This window comes from Micromonospora sp. NBRC 107095 (assembly GCF_030269705.1).
In the GTDB taxonomy this organism is placed as follows: Bacteria; Actinomycetota; Actinomycetes; order Mycobacteriales; family Micromonosporaceae; genus Micromonospora; species Micromonospora parva.
In genome coordinates this window covers 439,668-455,813 of the sequence record NZ_BSTU01000002.1, presented here as the reverse complement: position 1 = coordinate 455,813, position 16,146 = coordinate 439,668, and the positions used below count along the sequence as shown (strand labels likewise).

Genomic DNA, 16,146 nt, shown 5'->3' with positions numbered 1-16,146 from the left:
GGGTGGGTCAGGCTGGGGTGGGGCGAAGTTCGGCGAAGTGGCAGGCGGAGGGGTGCGGGTCGGCGGCCCTTGGCACCGTGGCCGGGTCCTCAACGGCGCAGATCTCCTGGGCCTTCCAGCAGCGGGTCCGGAAGTGGCATCCGCTCGGCGGGTCGGCCGGGCTGGGCACGTCGCCGACCAGCCGGATCATGTTGCGCTGGTCCCGGGCCTCCGGGTCCGGCACCGGCACGGCAGAGAGCAGAGCCTGGGTGTACGGGTGGGTGGCCCGCTCGTAGATCTCGTCCTCGGTGCCGATCTCGACGATCCGACCGAGGTACATCACGGCGACGCGGTCGGCGATGTGCCGCACCACCGACAGGTCGTGCGCGATGAAGATGTACGAGAGCCCGAGCTCGCCCTGTAGCTGCTTGAGCAGGTTGATCACCTGCGCCTGGATGGAGACGTCCAGCGCCGACACCGGCTCGTCGCAGACGATCACCTCGGGCTTCAGCGCGAGCGCACGGGCGATGCCGATGCGCTGACGCTGACCGCCGGAGAACTGGTGCGGGTACCGGTTGATGTGCTCCGGGTTGAGCCCGACCAGGTCCAACAGTTCCTGGACCCGCTGCTGCTTGCTGCCCTTCGGCGCCGCGTCCGGGTGGATGTCGAACGGCTCGCCGATGATGTCGCCGACCGTCATCCGCGGGTTCAGCGAGGTGTACGGGTCCTGCATGACCATCTGCATGTTGCGGCGCAACCGGCGCAGCTCGCCGCCGGAGGCCTTGAACAGGTCCCTGCCCTCCAGGGTGGCGCGCCCGGAGGTGGGCGTCTCCAACCGCATCAGCAGCCGGGCGAGGGTGGACTTGCCGCAGCCGGACTCGCCGACCACGCCGAGCGTCTCGCCCCGACGCAGCTCGAAGCTCACCCCGTCGACGGCCTTCACCGCCCCGATCTGCCGCTGGAACAGCACCCCCTGAGTGATCGGGAAGTGCTTCACCAGGTTGTCGACGGAGAGGATGGTCTCGCCGCGGACCTTGGTGGAGTTAGCGGGCGACGCTGTCATCACGGACCTCCTGCGCGAAGTGGCAAGCGCTGGTCCGGCCGTCGCCGAGGACCAGGTCGTGCGGCACCTCGTCCACGCAGACCTGCTGCACGTACGGGCACCGGGGGTGGAACGGGCAGCCGGACGGGATGCGCATCAGGTTCGGCGGCAACCCCTTGATCGTCGACAGCTCCTGGCCGCGGACGTCCAGGCGCGGGATCGACTCCAACAACCCCTTGGTGTACGGGTGGGCGGGCGCCTTGTAGAGCGAGCGGACGTCGGCGTGCTCGACGATCCGGCCGGCGTACATGACCGCGATCCGGTCCGCGACACCGGCGACCACACCCAGGTCATGGGTGATCAGGATCATCGCCATGTTGAGTTCGCGGCGCAGGTCGGCGAGCAGGTCCATGATCTGCGCCTGCACTGTCACGTCGAGCGCCGTGGTGGGCTCGTCGGCGATCAGCACCTTCGGATCCAGCGCCAACGCCATGGCGATCATGACGCGCTGCCGCATACCGCCGGAGAACTGGTGCGGGTAGTCCCCGATCCGCTTGGCGGCACCCGGGATCTTGACCAGATCCATCAGTTCGATGGCACGGCGTCGAGCGTCGGCCCGGGACATGCCGGCGCGCTGACGAAGCGTCTCACCGATCTGCCAACCGACCGGGAAGACCGGGTTGAGGGCGGAGAGCGCGTCCTGGAAGATCATTGCGATCTCCTTGCCGCGTACCTGCCGGCGCTGCTCCTCGGAGCGGGTGAGCAGGTCCTCACCCTGGTAGAGGATCTGGCCGGAGCGGACGAACGCGGGCGGGGTGTCCAGGATGCCCATGATCGCCTGGGCGGTGACCGACTTGCCCGAGCCGGACTCGCCGAGCACCGCGAGGGTCTCGCCGGCGTCCAGGTGGTACGACACGCCGTTGATCACCCGGGCGACACCCTCGTTCGTGCGGAACTCGACGTGCAGGTCCCGCAACTCCAGCAGGTGACCGCCTTCGGGCGTGGCGGAGGCGGGCGTCGGTTGAACGGTCATGGCTGTGCCTGCCTTTCGCTCGCGACTGCGGGGCTCGCTTCGCTCACTCCTCGCGCTCGCATGGATCACCGCAGCTTCGGATCGAAGGCGTCACGGATCGCGTCGCCGAGCATGATGAACGCCAGCACTGTCAACGCCAGGAAGGTCGACGGGACGATCAACGGGGTGGCCGCCTCCCGCATGTGGATCCGGCCGGTGTCGATGTCCTGACCCCACGAGATGGTGGGTGCCTTCAGGCCGATACCCAGGAAGGAGAGCGTCGCCTCGGCCGCGATGAACGAGCCGAGCGCGATGGTCAGCACCACGATCGCCGGGGCCAGCGAGTTCGGCAGGATGTGTCGCCACATGATCCGGCTGTTGCCGGCACCGAGCATCCGGGCCGCCGCGACGTAGTCCTGCTCCTTGGCGGTGATCACCGAGGACCGGACCACCCGGGCGGCAGTGGTCCAGCCCAGGAGGGCCAACACGAAGACGACCGCGCCGATCCGCGCCCACTGGCTGTCACTGGACACCCGCTTGAGCAGCACGATCGCGGCCAGCAGCAGCGGGATGCCGAGCACCACGTCGATCACCCGGGAGAGCACCGCGTCGACCCAGCGGCCGAAGTAGCCGGCCAGCATGCCGACCACCAGCGCGATGATCCCGGTGCCGAGCGCGGCGAGCGCGCCGACCAGCAGCGACGCCCGGGTGCCGTAGACCGCTCGGGAGTACGTGTCGCAGCCCTGGAAGTCGTACCCGAAGATGGCCCCGCCGGACGGCCCGGCGTGCTGCCGGGAGAGCAGGCAGTCGTTCGGGCTGTTGGCGGTGAACACGCCGGGGAACAGCGCCATCAGGGTGAAGATGACCACCAGCGCCAGCGAGATCCAGAAGATCGGGTTGCGGCGCAGGTCGCGCCAGGCGTCCCCGGCCAGGCTGCGGGGCTTGTTCGGGGCGCCGACCTGGTTGGGTGTGCCCGGCTCGCCCGAGGGGCCACGCCGCGCGGCCTGGTTCTCGGTGGCCGCCACAGTCTCAAAGTCACTCATGCCGCCACCTCGCTGCGCTCGGCACCGGCATGAGAGCCCAAGCACGCTGCGCTGATGATTCGTTCGCTGCGCTCACTCATAGCGGATCCTCGGGTCGAGTACGGCGTACAGGACGTCCACCACCAGGTTCGAGATCAGGTAGACCACGACCAGCACGCTGACGATGCCCACCACCAGGGGACCGTCCTCGGTGCGGATGCCGCGGAAGAGGTTGAAGCCCACGCCGGGGATGTTGAAGACGCCCTCGGTGATGATCGCGCCGCTCATCAGGTTGCCCAGTTCCACACCGAGGAAGGTGACCACCGGGATCAGCGAGTTGCGCAGCACGTGGACGATGACGATGCGCCGCTTGACCAGGCCCTTGGACCGGGCGGTCCGGACGTAGTCCGCGCGCAGGTTCTCCGCCACCGAGGCCCGGGTGAGCCGTAGGGCGGTGGCCAGCGACAGCGAGCCGAGCACGATGCCCGGCAGCAGCAGCGCGTAGAACGTCGGGTCGGAGCCGGCGGTGGGTGGGAAGAGCTGCCACTTGACGCCCAGGAGGTACTGCGCCAGCGGGGCCAGCACGATGGTCGGGATGCCCAGCACCAGCAGGGTCAGCACGAGCGTCGAATTGTCGAAGATGCTGGCCCGGCGGATGCCGGCGAGGACCCCCGCGGTGACGCCGAAGATGATCGCCACTGCGAGCGCGATGAGCGCGAGCCGCACGGTGACCGGCCAGGCCTGCTGGAGGATGTCACCGATGTTCCGACCGGTGAGTGACTCGCCCAGATTGCCCTGGAGCAGGTTCTTCACGTAGTCGAAGTAGCGGTAGAAGAAGCCGCCGACGCCGGTGGCGTCCAGGTGGTACTTCTCGGTCAGGTACGCCCGTTGCGCCGGCGTCACCGGGCGTTCGCCGGCGAGCGCCTGGATCGGGTCGCCCTGCCCGGCGAATGTCAGCGCGTAGACGATCAGGGTGGTCCCGAAGAAGGCCAGGACCATCTGCAGTAGGCGCCGCAGGATGTAGCGGAACATGCTTAGCAGTCTCTCCGGAAATGTGCGAAAGGGTCGCAGGACGGCGTCTCTGGTCGTACCCGAAATATCGGAGACGTGCCGTCCGGCCCGGGGGAGCCGGCGCCACCGACGCCGGGTCCGCTGCTGCGGCCCGGCCCCCGGTGGCGCGGATTGGGCCACCCGGGCTTCGTCGCCCGGGTGGCCCGCACCATGCTCAGCTCAGCTGGCTGCTTCGATCTTGACGAGGTTGACCCGCTGGAACAGGTCCATCTCGACGTTCTTGACCTTGGACGAGTGGCCGAACACGTTCTCGCCGAAGCGGAGCGGGATCACCGGCATGTCCTTGGCCAGGATGTCCTCCGCCTGCTGGTACTTGGCGATCGCCTCGTCCTGCGTCTTGGCGGCGGAACCCTCCTTGACCAGCTTGTCGAACTCCGGGTTGCTGTAGCCGTAGTAGTTCGACGAGCCGTTCGTGGTGTACAGCGGGCCGAGGTAGTCCTCCATGGTCGGGTAGTCCATGACCCAACCCATCCGGAACGCACCCACCGGCGTCTTCTTCTCGACCTTGGTGAGCAGGTCGGCGAACTTCGGCTCGGCCGAGCCGACCGCGTCGACGCCCAGGTTGGTCTTGAGCTGGTTGACGGTGGCGTCGACCCAGTCCTTGTGCCCGCCGTCGCCGTTGTACGAGATGACGATCTTCGACGGACCGCCGGCGGCCTGGTAGAGCTTCTTGGCCTCGGTCGGGTTGAACTCGGCCGCCGCGCCGGCGGTGTTCTCCCGGTAGCCCGGCAGGACCGGCGAGACGAAGGAGCGCGCCGACGTCTGCGAGCCCTTGAAGACCGACTTGGTGATCTCGTCACGGTCGATCGCCATCGAGATTGCCTTGCGCACGTCCGGGTTGCTGTAGTCCTTGTCGAACGTCGGGAACGCGAGGAACTGGAACGACGACATCGGGCTGGTCTGGTACCGGTCGCCCAGGTCGCTCGGCGCGGTGCTCAGGCTCTCGGTCGGGATCGTGGGCAGCACGTCCAGGTTGTCCGCGAGGACGTCCGCGTAGGCCGCGGTGAGCTGCTGGTAGATCCGGAACTCGATGTTCTTGACCTTGGGCTTCTCGCCCGGGTAGGCGTCGTAGCGCTCGACGTCGATCTTGCTGTCGTGCTGCCAGGTGCCCTTCATCTTGAAGGGGCCCTGCCCGATCGGCGCCTGCTCGTAGGAGTCCTTGAGCACGCCCGGGGCCGAGAACGCGGCGTCCGGCATCGGGTAGAACGAGGTGTAACCGAGCACCGTCTTGAAGTCGATGTACGGCTCGGAGAGCGTCACGGTGAAGGTGAGGTCGTCGACCTTCTTCAGGCCGGACATCTCCTTGGCCTTCGGCGTCTTGCCCTGCAGGTCGGCGTAGCCAGCGATCTTCTCGAAGAAGTAGTTGCTGTCCTGACCGTTGGGGGCGTACGCGCCGTAGTTCCAGGCGTTGATGTAGTCCTCGGACGTGACCTTCTCACCGTTGTGGAAGGTGAAGCCGTCCTTGAGCTTGATCGTCCAGACCTTGTTGTCGGACGAGGTGATCGACTCCGCGGCGACCTCGTACGGCTTGTTCTGGGCGTCGTAGTCGACGAGCGGGCTGAACAGGCCGGTGAGCACCTGCGCGCCGGACGTCTCGGTGGTGTTTGTCGGAACCAGGTGCTTCGGCTCGGCGATCTGAATGCTGACCACCGAACTGTCGCTGCCGCCGGATCCACCGTCTCCGCCGCTGCCGCAGGCCGCGAGGCCCAGCGTCACCGCGAGCGGGAGGGCGGTCCAGGCGGCGAGTCTACGAACTCGCATTGAGCCTCCTCATCTCCTCACGCTGCGCAGTCAAGCCCGACGCTGGGTTACGCTGCGCAACAAGCGGTAACGGTAGGTCGGTGGCGGGCCTTCGGCAACGACGCGGTTGCGGGTGGATAACGGTCCGGGCCTTCCCTCCTTGTCGAGGGCGGGTGAATCTGCTAGCCAAAGCCGGGTTTACTGGCAATATCCTGCGGATATTCGGACGACGGACGAGCTGGTTGGGCTTGGGTGGGTTGGCTTGACCCCCGCTGGGATGAAAGTCCGGTCTCCGTCTCGCCGGCCCGGGCTGTCTGGTTCGACAGTGATCGAACCCACAAATTGTGACCGAGAGTGACTAGCAACACGTCACACACGGTCACTCAGGTGGTAGTCAGTTCGACTCGGCCGGAACGTTGGGCAACCGGCACCTGGCAGTAGCGGCGGACCGCCCCGAGCTGAGGTCGTCTGAACCGCGGGTGCCGGCCGTGAGACGATCTGGTCGTGACGGCGACGCTTCTGGACGGCAAGGCAACCGCAGCGGAGATCAAGGACGAGCTGCGCATCCGGGTGAAGGCACTCGCGGAACGCGGCATCACCCCCGGGCTGGGCACGGTCCTGGTCGGGGCGGACCCGGGCAGCCAGGCGTACGTCAACGGCAAGCACCGCGACTGCGCCGAGGTGGGCATCGCCTCGATCCGCCGCGAACTGCCGGCCGACGCCACCCAGCAGCAGGTCGACGACGTGCTGGCCGAGCTGAACGCCGACCCGGCGTGCCACGGCTACATCGTCCAGTTGCCGCTGCCGGCCCACCTCGACACCCAGCGGGTGCTGGAGTTGATCGACCCGGACAAGGACGCCGACGGCCTGCACCCGGTCAACCTGGGTCGGCTCGTGCTCGGCTACGACGGGCCGCTGCCGTGCACCCCGCGCGGCATCGTCGAGCTGCTCCGCCGACACGACGTGGCGCTGCGCGGTGCCACCGTCGCGGTGGTCGGCCGGGGCAACACCGTCGGGCGCCCACTCGGCCTGCTGCTCACCCGGCGCAGTGAGAACGCCACGGTCACCCTGTGCCACACCGGCACCCTCGACCTCGCCTCGCACACCCGCGCCGCCGACATCGTCATCGTCGCGGCCGGCGTGCCGGGTCTGCTCACCGCCGACATGATCAGCCCTGGCGCGGTGGTGGTGGATGTCGGCATCACCCGCGTGATCGGCGCGGACGGCAAGGGCCGCTACACGGGCGACGTGGACCCGGGGGTGGTGGAGACGGCCGGCGCGCTCGTCCCCATGCCCGGCGGCGTGGGCCCGATGACCCGGGCCATGCTGCTCACCAATGTCGTGGAGCGCGCCGAGCGCGGCTGACCCGCACCTCGGCGCGCCGAACCAGGACGGCGGTGACGTTCGCCCCATCCCGGCGATGCCCGCCGCCCCTGGCCGGATCGGTGCCAGGATGACTGATACGGTCCGGAAAACCGACTGGTATCAGGGAGTGGGACGACCATGGGTAAGAAGGTCACTGTCGTCGGGGCTGGCTTCTACGGCTCCACCACCGCACAGCGCCTGGCCGAGTACGACGTCTTCGACACCGTAGTGATCACCGACATCGTGGAGGGCAAGCCCGCGGGCCTGGCGCTCGACCTCAACCAGTCGCGGGCCATCGAGGGCTTCGAGACCAAGGTCGTCGGCGTGACGACCGGCCCCAACGGTGAGGGCTACGAGAGCATCGAGGGCTCCGACGTCGTCGTGATCACCGCTGGTCTGCCGCGGAAGCCGGGCATGAGCCGGATGGACCTGCTGGAGACCAACGCCAAGATCGTCCGCCAGGTCGCCGAGAACGTCGCCAAGTACGCCCCGAACGCCGTCGTCATCGTGGTCTCCAACCCGCTGGACGAGATGACCGCGCTGGCCCAGCTCGCCACCCAGTTCCCGAAGAACCGGGTGCTCGGCCAGGCCGGCATGCTGGACACGGCCCGGTTCAGCAACTTTGTCGCCGAGGCGCTGAACGTGCCGGTGGCGTCGGTACGCACGCTGACCCTGGGCTCCCACGGCGACACGATGGTCCCGGTGCCGTCGAAGAGCACCGTCAACGGCAAGCCGCTGCGTGACGTGATGCCGGCCGAGCAGATCGAGGAGCTGGTCGTCAAGACCCGCAACGGTGGCGCGGAGGTTGTCGCCCTGCTCAAGACCGGTTCGGCGTACTACGCACCGTCCGCCGCCGCGGCCCGGATGGCGAAGGCCGTCGCCGAGGACTCCGGCGACGTCATGCCGGTCTGCGCCTGGGTCGACGGCGAGTACGGCATCTCCGGTGTCTACCTGGGTGTCGAGGCCGAGATCGGTGCCGAGGGCGTCAAGCGGGTCGTCGAGACCGACCTGGACGCCGACGAGCTGGCCAGCCTCAAGGAGGCCGCCGAGGCCGTCCGCGCCAAGCAGGCCGACATCTCCAGCATGTAACACCCACGAACGCAACGAAGGGCGCGCCGGCTCCGCCGACGCGCCCTTCGCGCACCCACCCCCACCCCCTCCGGTCGATCACGGGGTTAGCGGCAGGCGTGGAGATCGAAAACCCCGTCAACCCCATGATCAACTGATCAGGGGGTGGGGGGTGAAGGGGGTGGCCAGGTGGGGGGTGGCCAGGAGGGTGGGGTTCGCCGTGGCCAGGGTGGTCCGGCGGGAGCGGCGGGCTTGTTCCTGGTCCACCTCGTGGGCGTACGCCAGGTCGGGATCGACCAGCTGCACCATGTGCACCAGCAGGTCGCCGGTGAACAGCATCCGCTCGTCGGCCACCGTCACGAGCACCGACTGGTGGCCTGGGGTGTGTCCGGGGGTGGGCAGCAGACGTACCGCCGGGGTGAGGGTGGTCTCGCCATCGACCACCCGGAGCTGGCCGGCGGCGCGCAACGGCCCGATCAGGCCGGCCGGCAGCCCCGGGTTGAGCGTCTCCGCCGCGTCGATTTCGGCGCGCTGCACCAGGTAGCTCGCGTTCGGGAAGTACGGCCGCCCCGGCGTGCCGGTGACCGCCCAGCCGATGTGGTCGCTGTGCAGGTGGGTCAGCACGACCGTGTCGACGTCGGCCGGGTCGATGCCGGCGGCGGCCAGCTCGGCGGGCATCCGGCCGGGCACGGGTGCCCAGCTCGCGGCGAGGGAGTCCGCCGGCCCGATGCCGGCGTCGACGAGCGTCACCGGCCCGTCGTCGATCCGGATCGCGAAACTGCGGAACGGCAGCCACCACTGCCCGTCGGCGGTCACCGAGCCGGGGTCGCGTCGGTCGGCCTCCGCCCAGTGAGCTGCCGTGGCCTGCGGAAACGCGTCCGCGCGAGGCTGGAAGAAGGGACCCTCACCGTCGGTGAGCGCGGTGACCGTGATAGACCCGAGGGTGCGGTTCAGTGGCATCGGACGATGATTCCAGGGCATTCCTGTTCCGCGCAGTCCGGTTCCGCCGGTCGGTCGAGGCCGGCTGGGGGCTGCCGGTCCAATTGCAGTACGCTCGTACTGCTTGAGCACGTGTCCCCCGAGAGGAGCGCCGGCCGATGGCGAAGATCAAGGTAAACAACCCGGTCGTAGAACTCGACGGCGACGAGATGACCCGGATCATCTGGAAGCAGATCCGGGAGCAGCTGATCCTGCCCTACCTCGACGTCGACCTGCACTACTACGACCTGTCGATCCAGTACCGCGACGAGACCGACGACCAGGTCACGATCGACGCCGCCAACGCCATCAAGGAGCACGGCGTCGGCGTCAAGTGCGCCACCATTACCCCGGACGAGGCCCGGGTCGAGGAGTTCGGCCTGAAGAAGATGTGGCGGTCGCCCAACGGCACCATCCGCAACATCCTCGGCGGCGTCGTCTTCCGTGAGCCGATCATCATGTCCAACGTGCCGCGGCTGGTCCCCGGCTGGACCAAGCCGATCATCATCGGCCGGCACGCCCACGGTGACCAGTACAAGGCCACCGACTTCGTCGTCCCCGGCCCGGGCACGGTGACCATCACCTACACCCCGGCCGACGGCGGTACGCCGATGGAGATGGAGGTCGCCAACTTCCCCGGCGGCGGCATCGCCATGGGCATGTACAACTACGACGAGTCGATCCGGGACTTCGCCCGCGCCTCGTTCCGGTACGGCCTGGACCGCAACTACCCGGTCTACATGTCGACGAAGAACACCATCCTCAAGGCGTACGACGGCCGCTTCAAGGACATCTTCGCCGAGGTGTTCGAGGCGGAGTTCAAGGCCGAGTTCGACGCCGCCGGCCTCACCTACGAGCACCGGCTCATCGACGACATGGTCGCCGCCGCGCTCAAGTGGGAGGGCGGCTACGTCTGGGCCTGCAAGAACTACGACGGTGACGTGCAGTCCGACACCGTGGCGCAGGGCTTCGGCTCGCTGGGTCTGATGACCTCCGTCCTGCTCTCCCCGGACGGCCGTACCGTCGAGGCCGAGGCCGCGCACGGCACTGTCACCCGGCACTACCGGCAGTACCAGAAGGGCGAGAAGACCTCGACCAACCCGATCGCGTCGATCTACGCCTGGACCCGGGGCCTGGCCCACCGGGGCAAGCTGGACGGCACCCCGGCGGTCACCGAGTTCGCCAACACCCTGGAGCAGGTCATCGTCGACACCGTCGAGGGTGGCCAGATGACCAAGGACCTCGCGCTGCTCATCTCGCGCGACGCCCCGTGGCTGACCACCGACGAGTTCATGAACGCGCTCGACGAGAACCTGGCCCGCAAGCTCGCTGCCTGATCCAGGCGTACCGCGTCATCGGAGCCCGCCGGCACCCTGCCGGCGGGCTCCGGTGTGTCCGGGGCCGCCACGCCGGTCGGCGTCACTGCTGCCGGCGCGCCTCGTTGACCAGGATGGACGAGATGCCAGTCGCGTCCAGGAAGGTTGACCACGGTCGACCCGCGGCACCGTGCGCCGATCAGCCAGCCTTCCCGGCTGTGCCGTGCACAGCCAGCCGTCCCTTCCCTGCGGGGGGCCCTGTCCCGGGCCCCCCGCGCCCTGTTTCCCGCCGCGCCGGCCCGGCCGCGCTCAGTCACCGGCCAAGCTCAGACACACGACGCAGCGGGCCCGCTCAGGCGGCACGCAGCAGGTCGGCGGCGCGTTCCGGGGCAATGTCGTTGATGAAGACGCCCATCCCGGACTCGGAGCCCGCCAGGAACTTCAGCTTGTCGGTGGCCCGCCGGATGCTGAACAGCTGCAGGTGCAGGTAACCCAGCTCGCGATCGATCCGTACGGGGGCCTGGTGCCAGGCCGAGATGTACGGCATCGGCATGTCGAAGAGGCCGTCGAAGCGGCGCAGCAGATCCAGGTAGAGCGGACCGAACGACTCCCGCTCGCTGTCGTTGAGCGCCGGGATGTCCGGTAGCACCCGGTGTGGCGCGACGTGCACCTCGAACGGCCAGCGGGCGGCTGCCGGGACGTAGGCCGTCCAGTGTTCGTTCTCGGCGACCACCCGGTCACCGGTGGCCCGCTCGGCGGCCAGCACGTCCGCGTACAGGTTGCCCCCGCCGGTCCGCTCGGCGTGCCGGCGCGCCGCGGCCAGCATCGCGCGGGTGCGCGGCGTCACGAAGGGGTACGCGTAGATCTGCCCGTGCGGGTGGTGCAGCGTGACACCGATCTCGACGCCCCGGTTCTCGAAGCAGAAGACCTGCTCGACGCCGGGCAGCGCGCCGAGCGCCTCGGTGCGGTCGGCGAGCGCGTCCAGCACGGTACGGACCCGGCGTGGCGGCAGGCTGGCGAAGGACGCGTTGTGGTCGGAGGTGAAGCAGACCACCTCGCACCGGCCGACGCCCGGCCGGACCGGTGTGAACGGGGTGATCTCCCCGGGCTCCTCGGCCACCCGACCGCTCAGCGACGGAAACCGGTTCTCGAAGACCACCACGTCGTAGTCGGGTGCGGGGATCTCGGTCAGCCGGTCGCCCACCGACGGGTCGAGCGGGCACTCGTTCGCCGGTGGGAGGAAGGTGCGGGTCTGCCGGTGCACGGCGACCGCCACCCACTCGTCGGTCAGCGGGTCGTAGCGCAGCTGCGACGCGGGGGGAGGCGGTGGCAGGTCGCGGCGGTCCGGCTGGTCGCGGACCGCGTCGTCGCGCTCGTCGAAGTAGATCAGCTCCCGGCCGTCGGCCAGGTCGATCGCGGTGCGCTTCACGGCGCCGTCCCCTCAGTTGTCGGCGTGCGCGTCACGCGGCCCGCCCCCTGTCGCCTTCACCATGATCAGTTCGCCCACCCGTTCGTCGAGTACCCGCCGTGCGGGTGGGGGCAACCGGTCGTCGCTGACCAGTACGTGGGCCGCCGCCAACTCGACGATCGAGGAGATGCCCACGGTGCCCCACTTGGTGTGGTCGGCGAGCACCACCAGTTGGTCCGCCGCGGCCACCAGCGCCCGGTCGGTCTCCGCCTCCATGAGGTTCGGTGTGGTGAAGCCGGCCCGCTCGGTGATGCCGTGCACGCCCAGGAAGAGCAGATCCAGGTGCAGTGACCGGACGGCCCCCACCGCGAGTGGGCCGACAAGCGCGTCCGACGGTGTGCGTACCCCGCCGGTGAGCACCACCGTCTGGTCCGGGCGGCCGCCCGCGTGCATGATCTCGGCTACCGGCAGCGAGTTCGTCACGACAGTCAGCTCGGGGACGTCCACCAGCCGGCGGGCCAGCTCGGCGGTGGTGGTGCCGGCGGAGAGCGCGACCGCCGCGCCGGGCCGGACCAGCTGGGCGGCCCGGTCGGCGATGGCTGCCTTCTCCGGCAGTTGGCGGACCGACTTGGCGCGGAAGCCCGGTTCGTCGGTCGCGCTCGGCCCGGTCGTGGTGGCACCGCCGTGCACCTTGGCCAGCAGGCCGCGCTCGTGCAGCGCGTCCAGGTCACGCCGGATGGTCATGTCGGACACGCCGAACTCGCCGGCCAACTCGCTGACCCGGACGCCACCGGTCGAACGGACCCGCTCCAGGATGGCCGCCTGCCGCTGCTGAGCGAGCATCCGCCGTGCCTCCCCAGGGTCCACGTACCCTCACGCGGTCAAACGTGTTCCAACAAAGATGAACACTAGCGCGTGCCGCTCAGCGGCGGAAGAAACGGGGGTACGGCGACGCCTCAGGTGGACGGGATGGTCAGCTCCACCCAACCGGTCTCGGTCAGGTGGTGCAGCACGGCCTGCACCGCGTCCGCCACGCTCACGTCACTGGTGTCGAGAACCAGATCCGCGTCGGTCGGCTCCTCGTACGGGTCGTCGATGCCGGTCATCCCGGTGAGCAGGCCGGCCCGCGCCCGCGCGTACAGGCCCTTGCGGTCCCTGCGCTCGCACACCTCCAGCGGGGTGGCCACGTGCACCAGCACGAAACCCGCCCCGGCGGCGAGAGCCATCTCCCGGGCGGTGGCGCGGGCCGCCGCGTACGGGGCGATCGGGCAGCAGATGCTCACCCCACGGTGCCGGGCGATCTCGGCGGCCACCCAGCCGATCCGCCGGACGTTGAGGTCCCGGTCGGCCTTGCTGAAGCTCAACCCGGCGGAGAGCTCCCGGCGCACCACGTCCCCGTCGAGCAGGGTCACCGTTCGGTCGCCGCTCTCCCGCAACGCGTCCGCCAGCCCTCGGGCGACAGTCGACTTGCCGGAGCCGGAGAGGCCGGTCAGGAAGACCACCAGCCCTCGCTGCCGGCGCGGCGGCCGGGCCCGGGCCAACTCCCGCGCCACAGCGGGCGGCGTGTGCCACTCCGGCAGCGGGAAACCCCTGTCGAGCAGATCGTCGATCTCCGCCTGGGTCAGCGCGAGCCGGCGGTTGCGCGGTGGGATGTCCTCCCGCCACCGCCACTGCCCGTCCCGGTTGTCGTAGGCGAGTTCGCGGGGCACCAGCACCCGCAGCCCGGCGCCGGAGAGCATCTCCCCGGTGGAGAGCAGGTGGGTGACCCCGTACGCGGCGGAGACCCGGGCGCGCAGCAACGCGTCGCTGATCTCCTCTTGGCGGTGCGACAGCGGCACCGCGACCAGCGTGGCGGGCGGCATCCGGTCCCGGGCGGCGAAGATCGTACGGACCAGCGCCTCCGGCGGAAGCCCACCGACGCCGCCCTCACCGACCGGGATCATCACGAGCAGATGAGCTGCCAGGGTGCGGGCGGCATGGGCGATCTGGGCGAGCTGCGGACGATGCAGCGGCCGATCGGCGATCACCCCGAGCACCCGGCCCGGGGGCAGCAGCGCGCGGACCTCCTCCGGGTCACGACGCAGCCGCTGGAACGGGCCGTGCCCACCGTCACCCAGTCGTCGGACCTGGCCGCCCACCCCCGCCACACCCTCGCGGATCGGCCACACGTCGGCCACGTCCAGGGCGGCGACCGGGGCACCCTCCCCGTCGGTCAGCACGAGCGCCCGGCGGGCCGGGTCGCGCGGATCGAAGCTCTGCGCCAGTGCGGTCGGCACCTGGAGAACCACCGCGACCTGCCACGGGGTGCCGTCGGCCAGCCGGCCGCGTCGGCTCACCGAGACCAGGTCGGCGCGGGTCATGAAGCCGGTCAGCGGAGCGTACGCGCCGGTCAGCAGCAGCTCCAGATCCGCGAGCTCACCGGGACGTGGCGTGTACGCCGGCGCGTCCCGTAGCACCTCGTCGGGCAGCACCCAGCCGTTGCTCATTCACGCTCCCCACTCGCTGACCGGCACACAGTTTCGCAGCCGACCGCCGATCGGTCGAGGGTGCCACTCCAAGACCCCCGCCGCCGGGTCAGCGCTTGATCCGCCGGCCTACCGCCGACCTCAGCCGGTTCCACACCTTCCGCTCGTCGCGGATCCGCGGTCGCGAGCCGTCGGCCCGGCAGATGAACACCAGCGGCAGTCGCGCGTCCTCGGTCCAGCCCACGTTGGTGATCCGGGCCTTGAGCAGCCACCTACCCCGCGTCCGGCCGCCGTTGAGGGCGGCGAAGTCGATGGTGGCGGTGGCCCGGTGCACCAGGTGGACAGTGTCCGCTGCTGTCGTACCGGTGATCCGCTCGGTCTCGAAGGTGCTCGGCAGGAAGATCTCGGCGCCGGTCTCCCGGTGGCGGGCCACCAGGTCCAGGCGGGCCTTGCGCACCTGCGCGGTCGCGTCGAGCACCTCGGGGGCGATCTCCTCCAGCGGCAGCATCAGCACGTCGCGGTCACCCTCGGCGCGAAAGCTGACCGGCTGGTCCGCGGAGCGCAGCTCGGCGGCGACGGTCACCGTGACGGCATGGTCGACGCGCCGAAGCTCACCGACGGTGCCGTGGGCGCGGATGCCCGCCTCCCACTGGGCAAGCCGGCGCAGGTCCGCGACCCGGCCCCGCTCCGCCAGGTACGCCATCGCCCGGAGCATCGGCGGCAGCCCACCGGCGACGCCAGGGGCGAAGCGGTCCAGCATGATCTTCTGGACCTCCAGCGCGACCTGCTCCACCCATGCCTCATCGGCGTTCAGCAGTCGCTTGCCGCGCAGCCGGCTGAGCATCTCGTTGCGCAGCCAGCGCCGGTGCAGCCGGTCCCGCAGCGCACCCGGCTCGGTGTGGGCGTCCACCACGTCCAGCGCCTCCCGCACCCTGGCGTAGTAGCTCGACGGTTCCAGCGGGGCCGCGGTGACGTTGCGTGCGTCGCCCCGTTGAACGTGGTGGTAGCAGATGTAGTCGGACAACACGGAGGTGCGCCGGGACAGGAAGTAGGCCCGGACGACCAGCGAATGATCCTCCAGCCGACGCTTGCCGCCCTCCGGGAACCGCAGACCGTGCTCGTTGAGGAACGACCGTCGGAACAGCTTGTGGCAGGTCAGGCTGTCGATCAGGGGTGAGTTGGCGAGCGTCGCGTCGAAGCGGTTCTTCCGGAACAGCTCCCGCGGCACGGGCCGGCCGTACCCGGCCATCTTCCCGATCACGATGTCGGCGTCGTTCGCCTTCGCGCAGGCGTACAGCCGCTCCAATGCCTCGTCGGCGAACCAGTCGTCGTCGTCGGCGAAGAAGACGTACTCGCCGCGGGCCTGCTCGATGCCGAGGTTGCGCGGACGCGAGGGCCAGCCGGAGTTCTCGATGTGCAGCACAGTGATGTGCCGGTGCTCAGCGGCCAGCCGATCCAGCCGCTCGGCCGTCTCGTCGGTCGAGCCGTCGTCGACGAAGATCGCCTCGAACTCGTCGGCGGGCAGTGACTGGCGCAGCAGTGAGGCGATGAGCTTCTCGATGTGCGGGCCGCAGTTGTACGCCGGCACCACGACGCTCACCTTGGGGACGCCCACCTCGGCCATCAGGATCCCTCCCGCGTCGTCGGTCGATCGCCAGGCGGATCGATGCCCGGTGAACG

The 16,146-nt window shown here is 69.7% G+C and carries 13 protein-coding genes; 3 read left to right on the top strand and 10 right to left on the bottom strand.

Annotated elements, in window-relative coordinates; all coding sequences use genetic code 11:
- Positions 1-7: 7 nt before the first annotated feature.
- The 5 genes from QSK15_RS14430 to QSK15_RS14410 all read right to left on the bottom strand — a co-directional run bounded on the left by QSK15_RS14430 (position 8) and on the right by QSK15_RS14410 (position 5,887).
- A complete protein-coding gene (locus QSK15_RS14430; protein WP_285794709.1) occupies positions 8-1,042 on the bottom strand; it encodes an ABC transporter ATP-binding protein in 1,035 nt (344 codons plus the stop codon).
- The gene (locus tag QSK15_RS14425) at positions 1,023-2,054 is read right to left on the bottom strand and encodes an ABC transporter ATP-binding protein (RefSeq protein WP_285794708.1); all 1,032 of its coding nucleotides are present in this window, start codon (positions 2,052-2,054) and stop codon (positions 1,023-1,025) included. The genes QSK15_RS14430 and QSK15_RS14425 overlap by 20 nt, the downstream gene beginning before the upstream one ends.
- 65 nt (positions 2,055-2,119) lie before the next feature.
- Entirely contained in the window at positions 2,120-3,076 is a 957-nt protein-coding gene (locus tag QSK15_RS14420) for an ABC transporter permease (protein WP_285794707.1), read from the bottom strand.
- A 72-nt stretch (positions 3,077-3,148) separates the two neighbouring features.
- Entirely contained in the window at positions 3,149-4,087 is a 939-nt protein-coding gene (locus tag QSK15_RS14415) for an ABC transporter permease (protein WP_285794706.1), read from the bottom strand.
- Positions 4,088-4,285: 198 nt separating this feature from the next.
- Positions 4,286-5,887 carry a peptide ABC transporter substrate-binding protein gene (locus QSK15_RS14410; RefSeq protein WP_285794705.1) on the bottom strand — a complete coding sequence of 534 codons (1,602 nt, stop codon included), beginning with the start codon at positions 5,885-5,887 and terminating at the stop codon, positions 4,286-4,288.
- 483 nt (positions 5,888-6,370) lie between these two features.
- Here QSK15_RS14410 and QSK15_RS14405 point away from each other — a divergent pair, with 483 nt between their 5' ends.
- Together QSK15_RS14405 and mdh are read left to right on the top strand one after the other, a co-directional pair.
- Positions 6,371-7,231, top strand: coding sequence for a bifunctional methylenetetrahydrofolate dehydrogenase/methenyltetrahydrofolate cyclohydrolase (locus tag QSK15_RS14405; protein ID WP_285794704.1), 861 nt, complete (start codon positions 6,371-6,373; stop codon positions 7,229-7,231).
- 138 nt (positions 7,232-7,369) lie between these two features.
- Complete coding sequence (gene mdh, locus QSK15_RS14400) at positions 7,370-8,320, top strand: malate dehydrogenase (RefSeq protein WP_285794703.1); 951 nt, start codon at positions 7,370-7,372, stop codon at positions 8,318-8,320.
- Positions 8,321-8,449: 129 nt separating this feature from the next.
- On the opposite strand, the gene QSK15_RS14395 is transcribed toward mdh, so the two are convergent.
- The gene (locus QSK15_RS14395) at positions 8,450-9,259 is read right to left on the bottom strand and encodes an MBL fold metallo-hydrolase (RefSeq protein WP_285794702.1); all 810 of its coding nucleotides are present in this window, start codon (positions 9,257-9,259) and stop codon (positions 8,450-8,452) included.
- A gap of 137 nt (positions 9,260-9,396) precedes the next feature.
- On the opposite strand from QSK15_RS14395, the gene QSK15_RS14390 reads away from it, so the two are divergent.
- Entirely contained in the window at positions 9,397-10,614 is a 1,218-nt protein-coding gene (locus QSK15_RS14390; protein WP_088987690.1) for an NADP-dependent isocitrate dehydrogenase, read from the top strand.
- A 331-nt stretch (positions 10,615-10,945) separates the two neighbouring features.
- Here the strand turns inward: QSK15_RS14390 and galT are convergent, their stop codons facing one another.
- The 4 genes from galT to QSK15_RS14370 all read right to left on the bottom strand — a co-directional run bounded on the left by galT (position 10,946) and on the right by QSK15_RS14370 (position 16,090).
- Entirely contained in the window at positions 10,946-12,022 is a 1,077-nt protein-coding gene (galT, locus tag QSK15_RS14385) for a galactose-1-phosphate uridylyltransferase (protein WP_285794701.1), read from the bottom strand.
- A gap of 12 nt (positions 12,023-12,034) precedes the next feature.
- On the bottom strand, positions 12,035-12,844 hold the full coding sequence (locus tag QSK15_RS14380; RefSeq protein WP_285794700.1) for a DeoR/GlpR family DNA-binding transcription regulator: 810 nt from the start codon (positions 12,842-12,844) through the stop codon (positions 12,035-12,037).
- 113 nt (positions 12,845-12,957) lie between these two features.
- Positions 12,958-14,487: an adenylyl-sulfate kinase gene (cysC, locus tag QSK15_RS14375; protein ID WP_285794699.1), complete on the bottom strand. Its 1,530-nt coding sequence runs from the start codon at positions 14,485-14,487 to the stop codon at positions 12,958-12,960.
- Positions 14,488-14,575: 88 nt separating this feature from the next.
- Positions 14,576-16,090, bottom strand: a complete 1,515-nt coding sequence (locus QSK15_RS14370; protein ID WP_285794698.1) for a glycosyltransferase family 2 protein — start codon at positions 16,088-16,090, stop codon at positions 14,576-14,578.
- Positions 16,091-16,146: the final 56 nt, after the last annotated feature.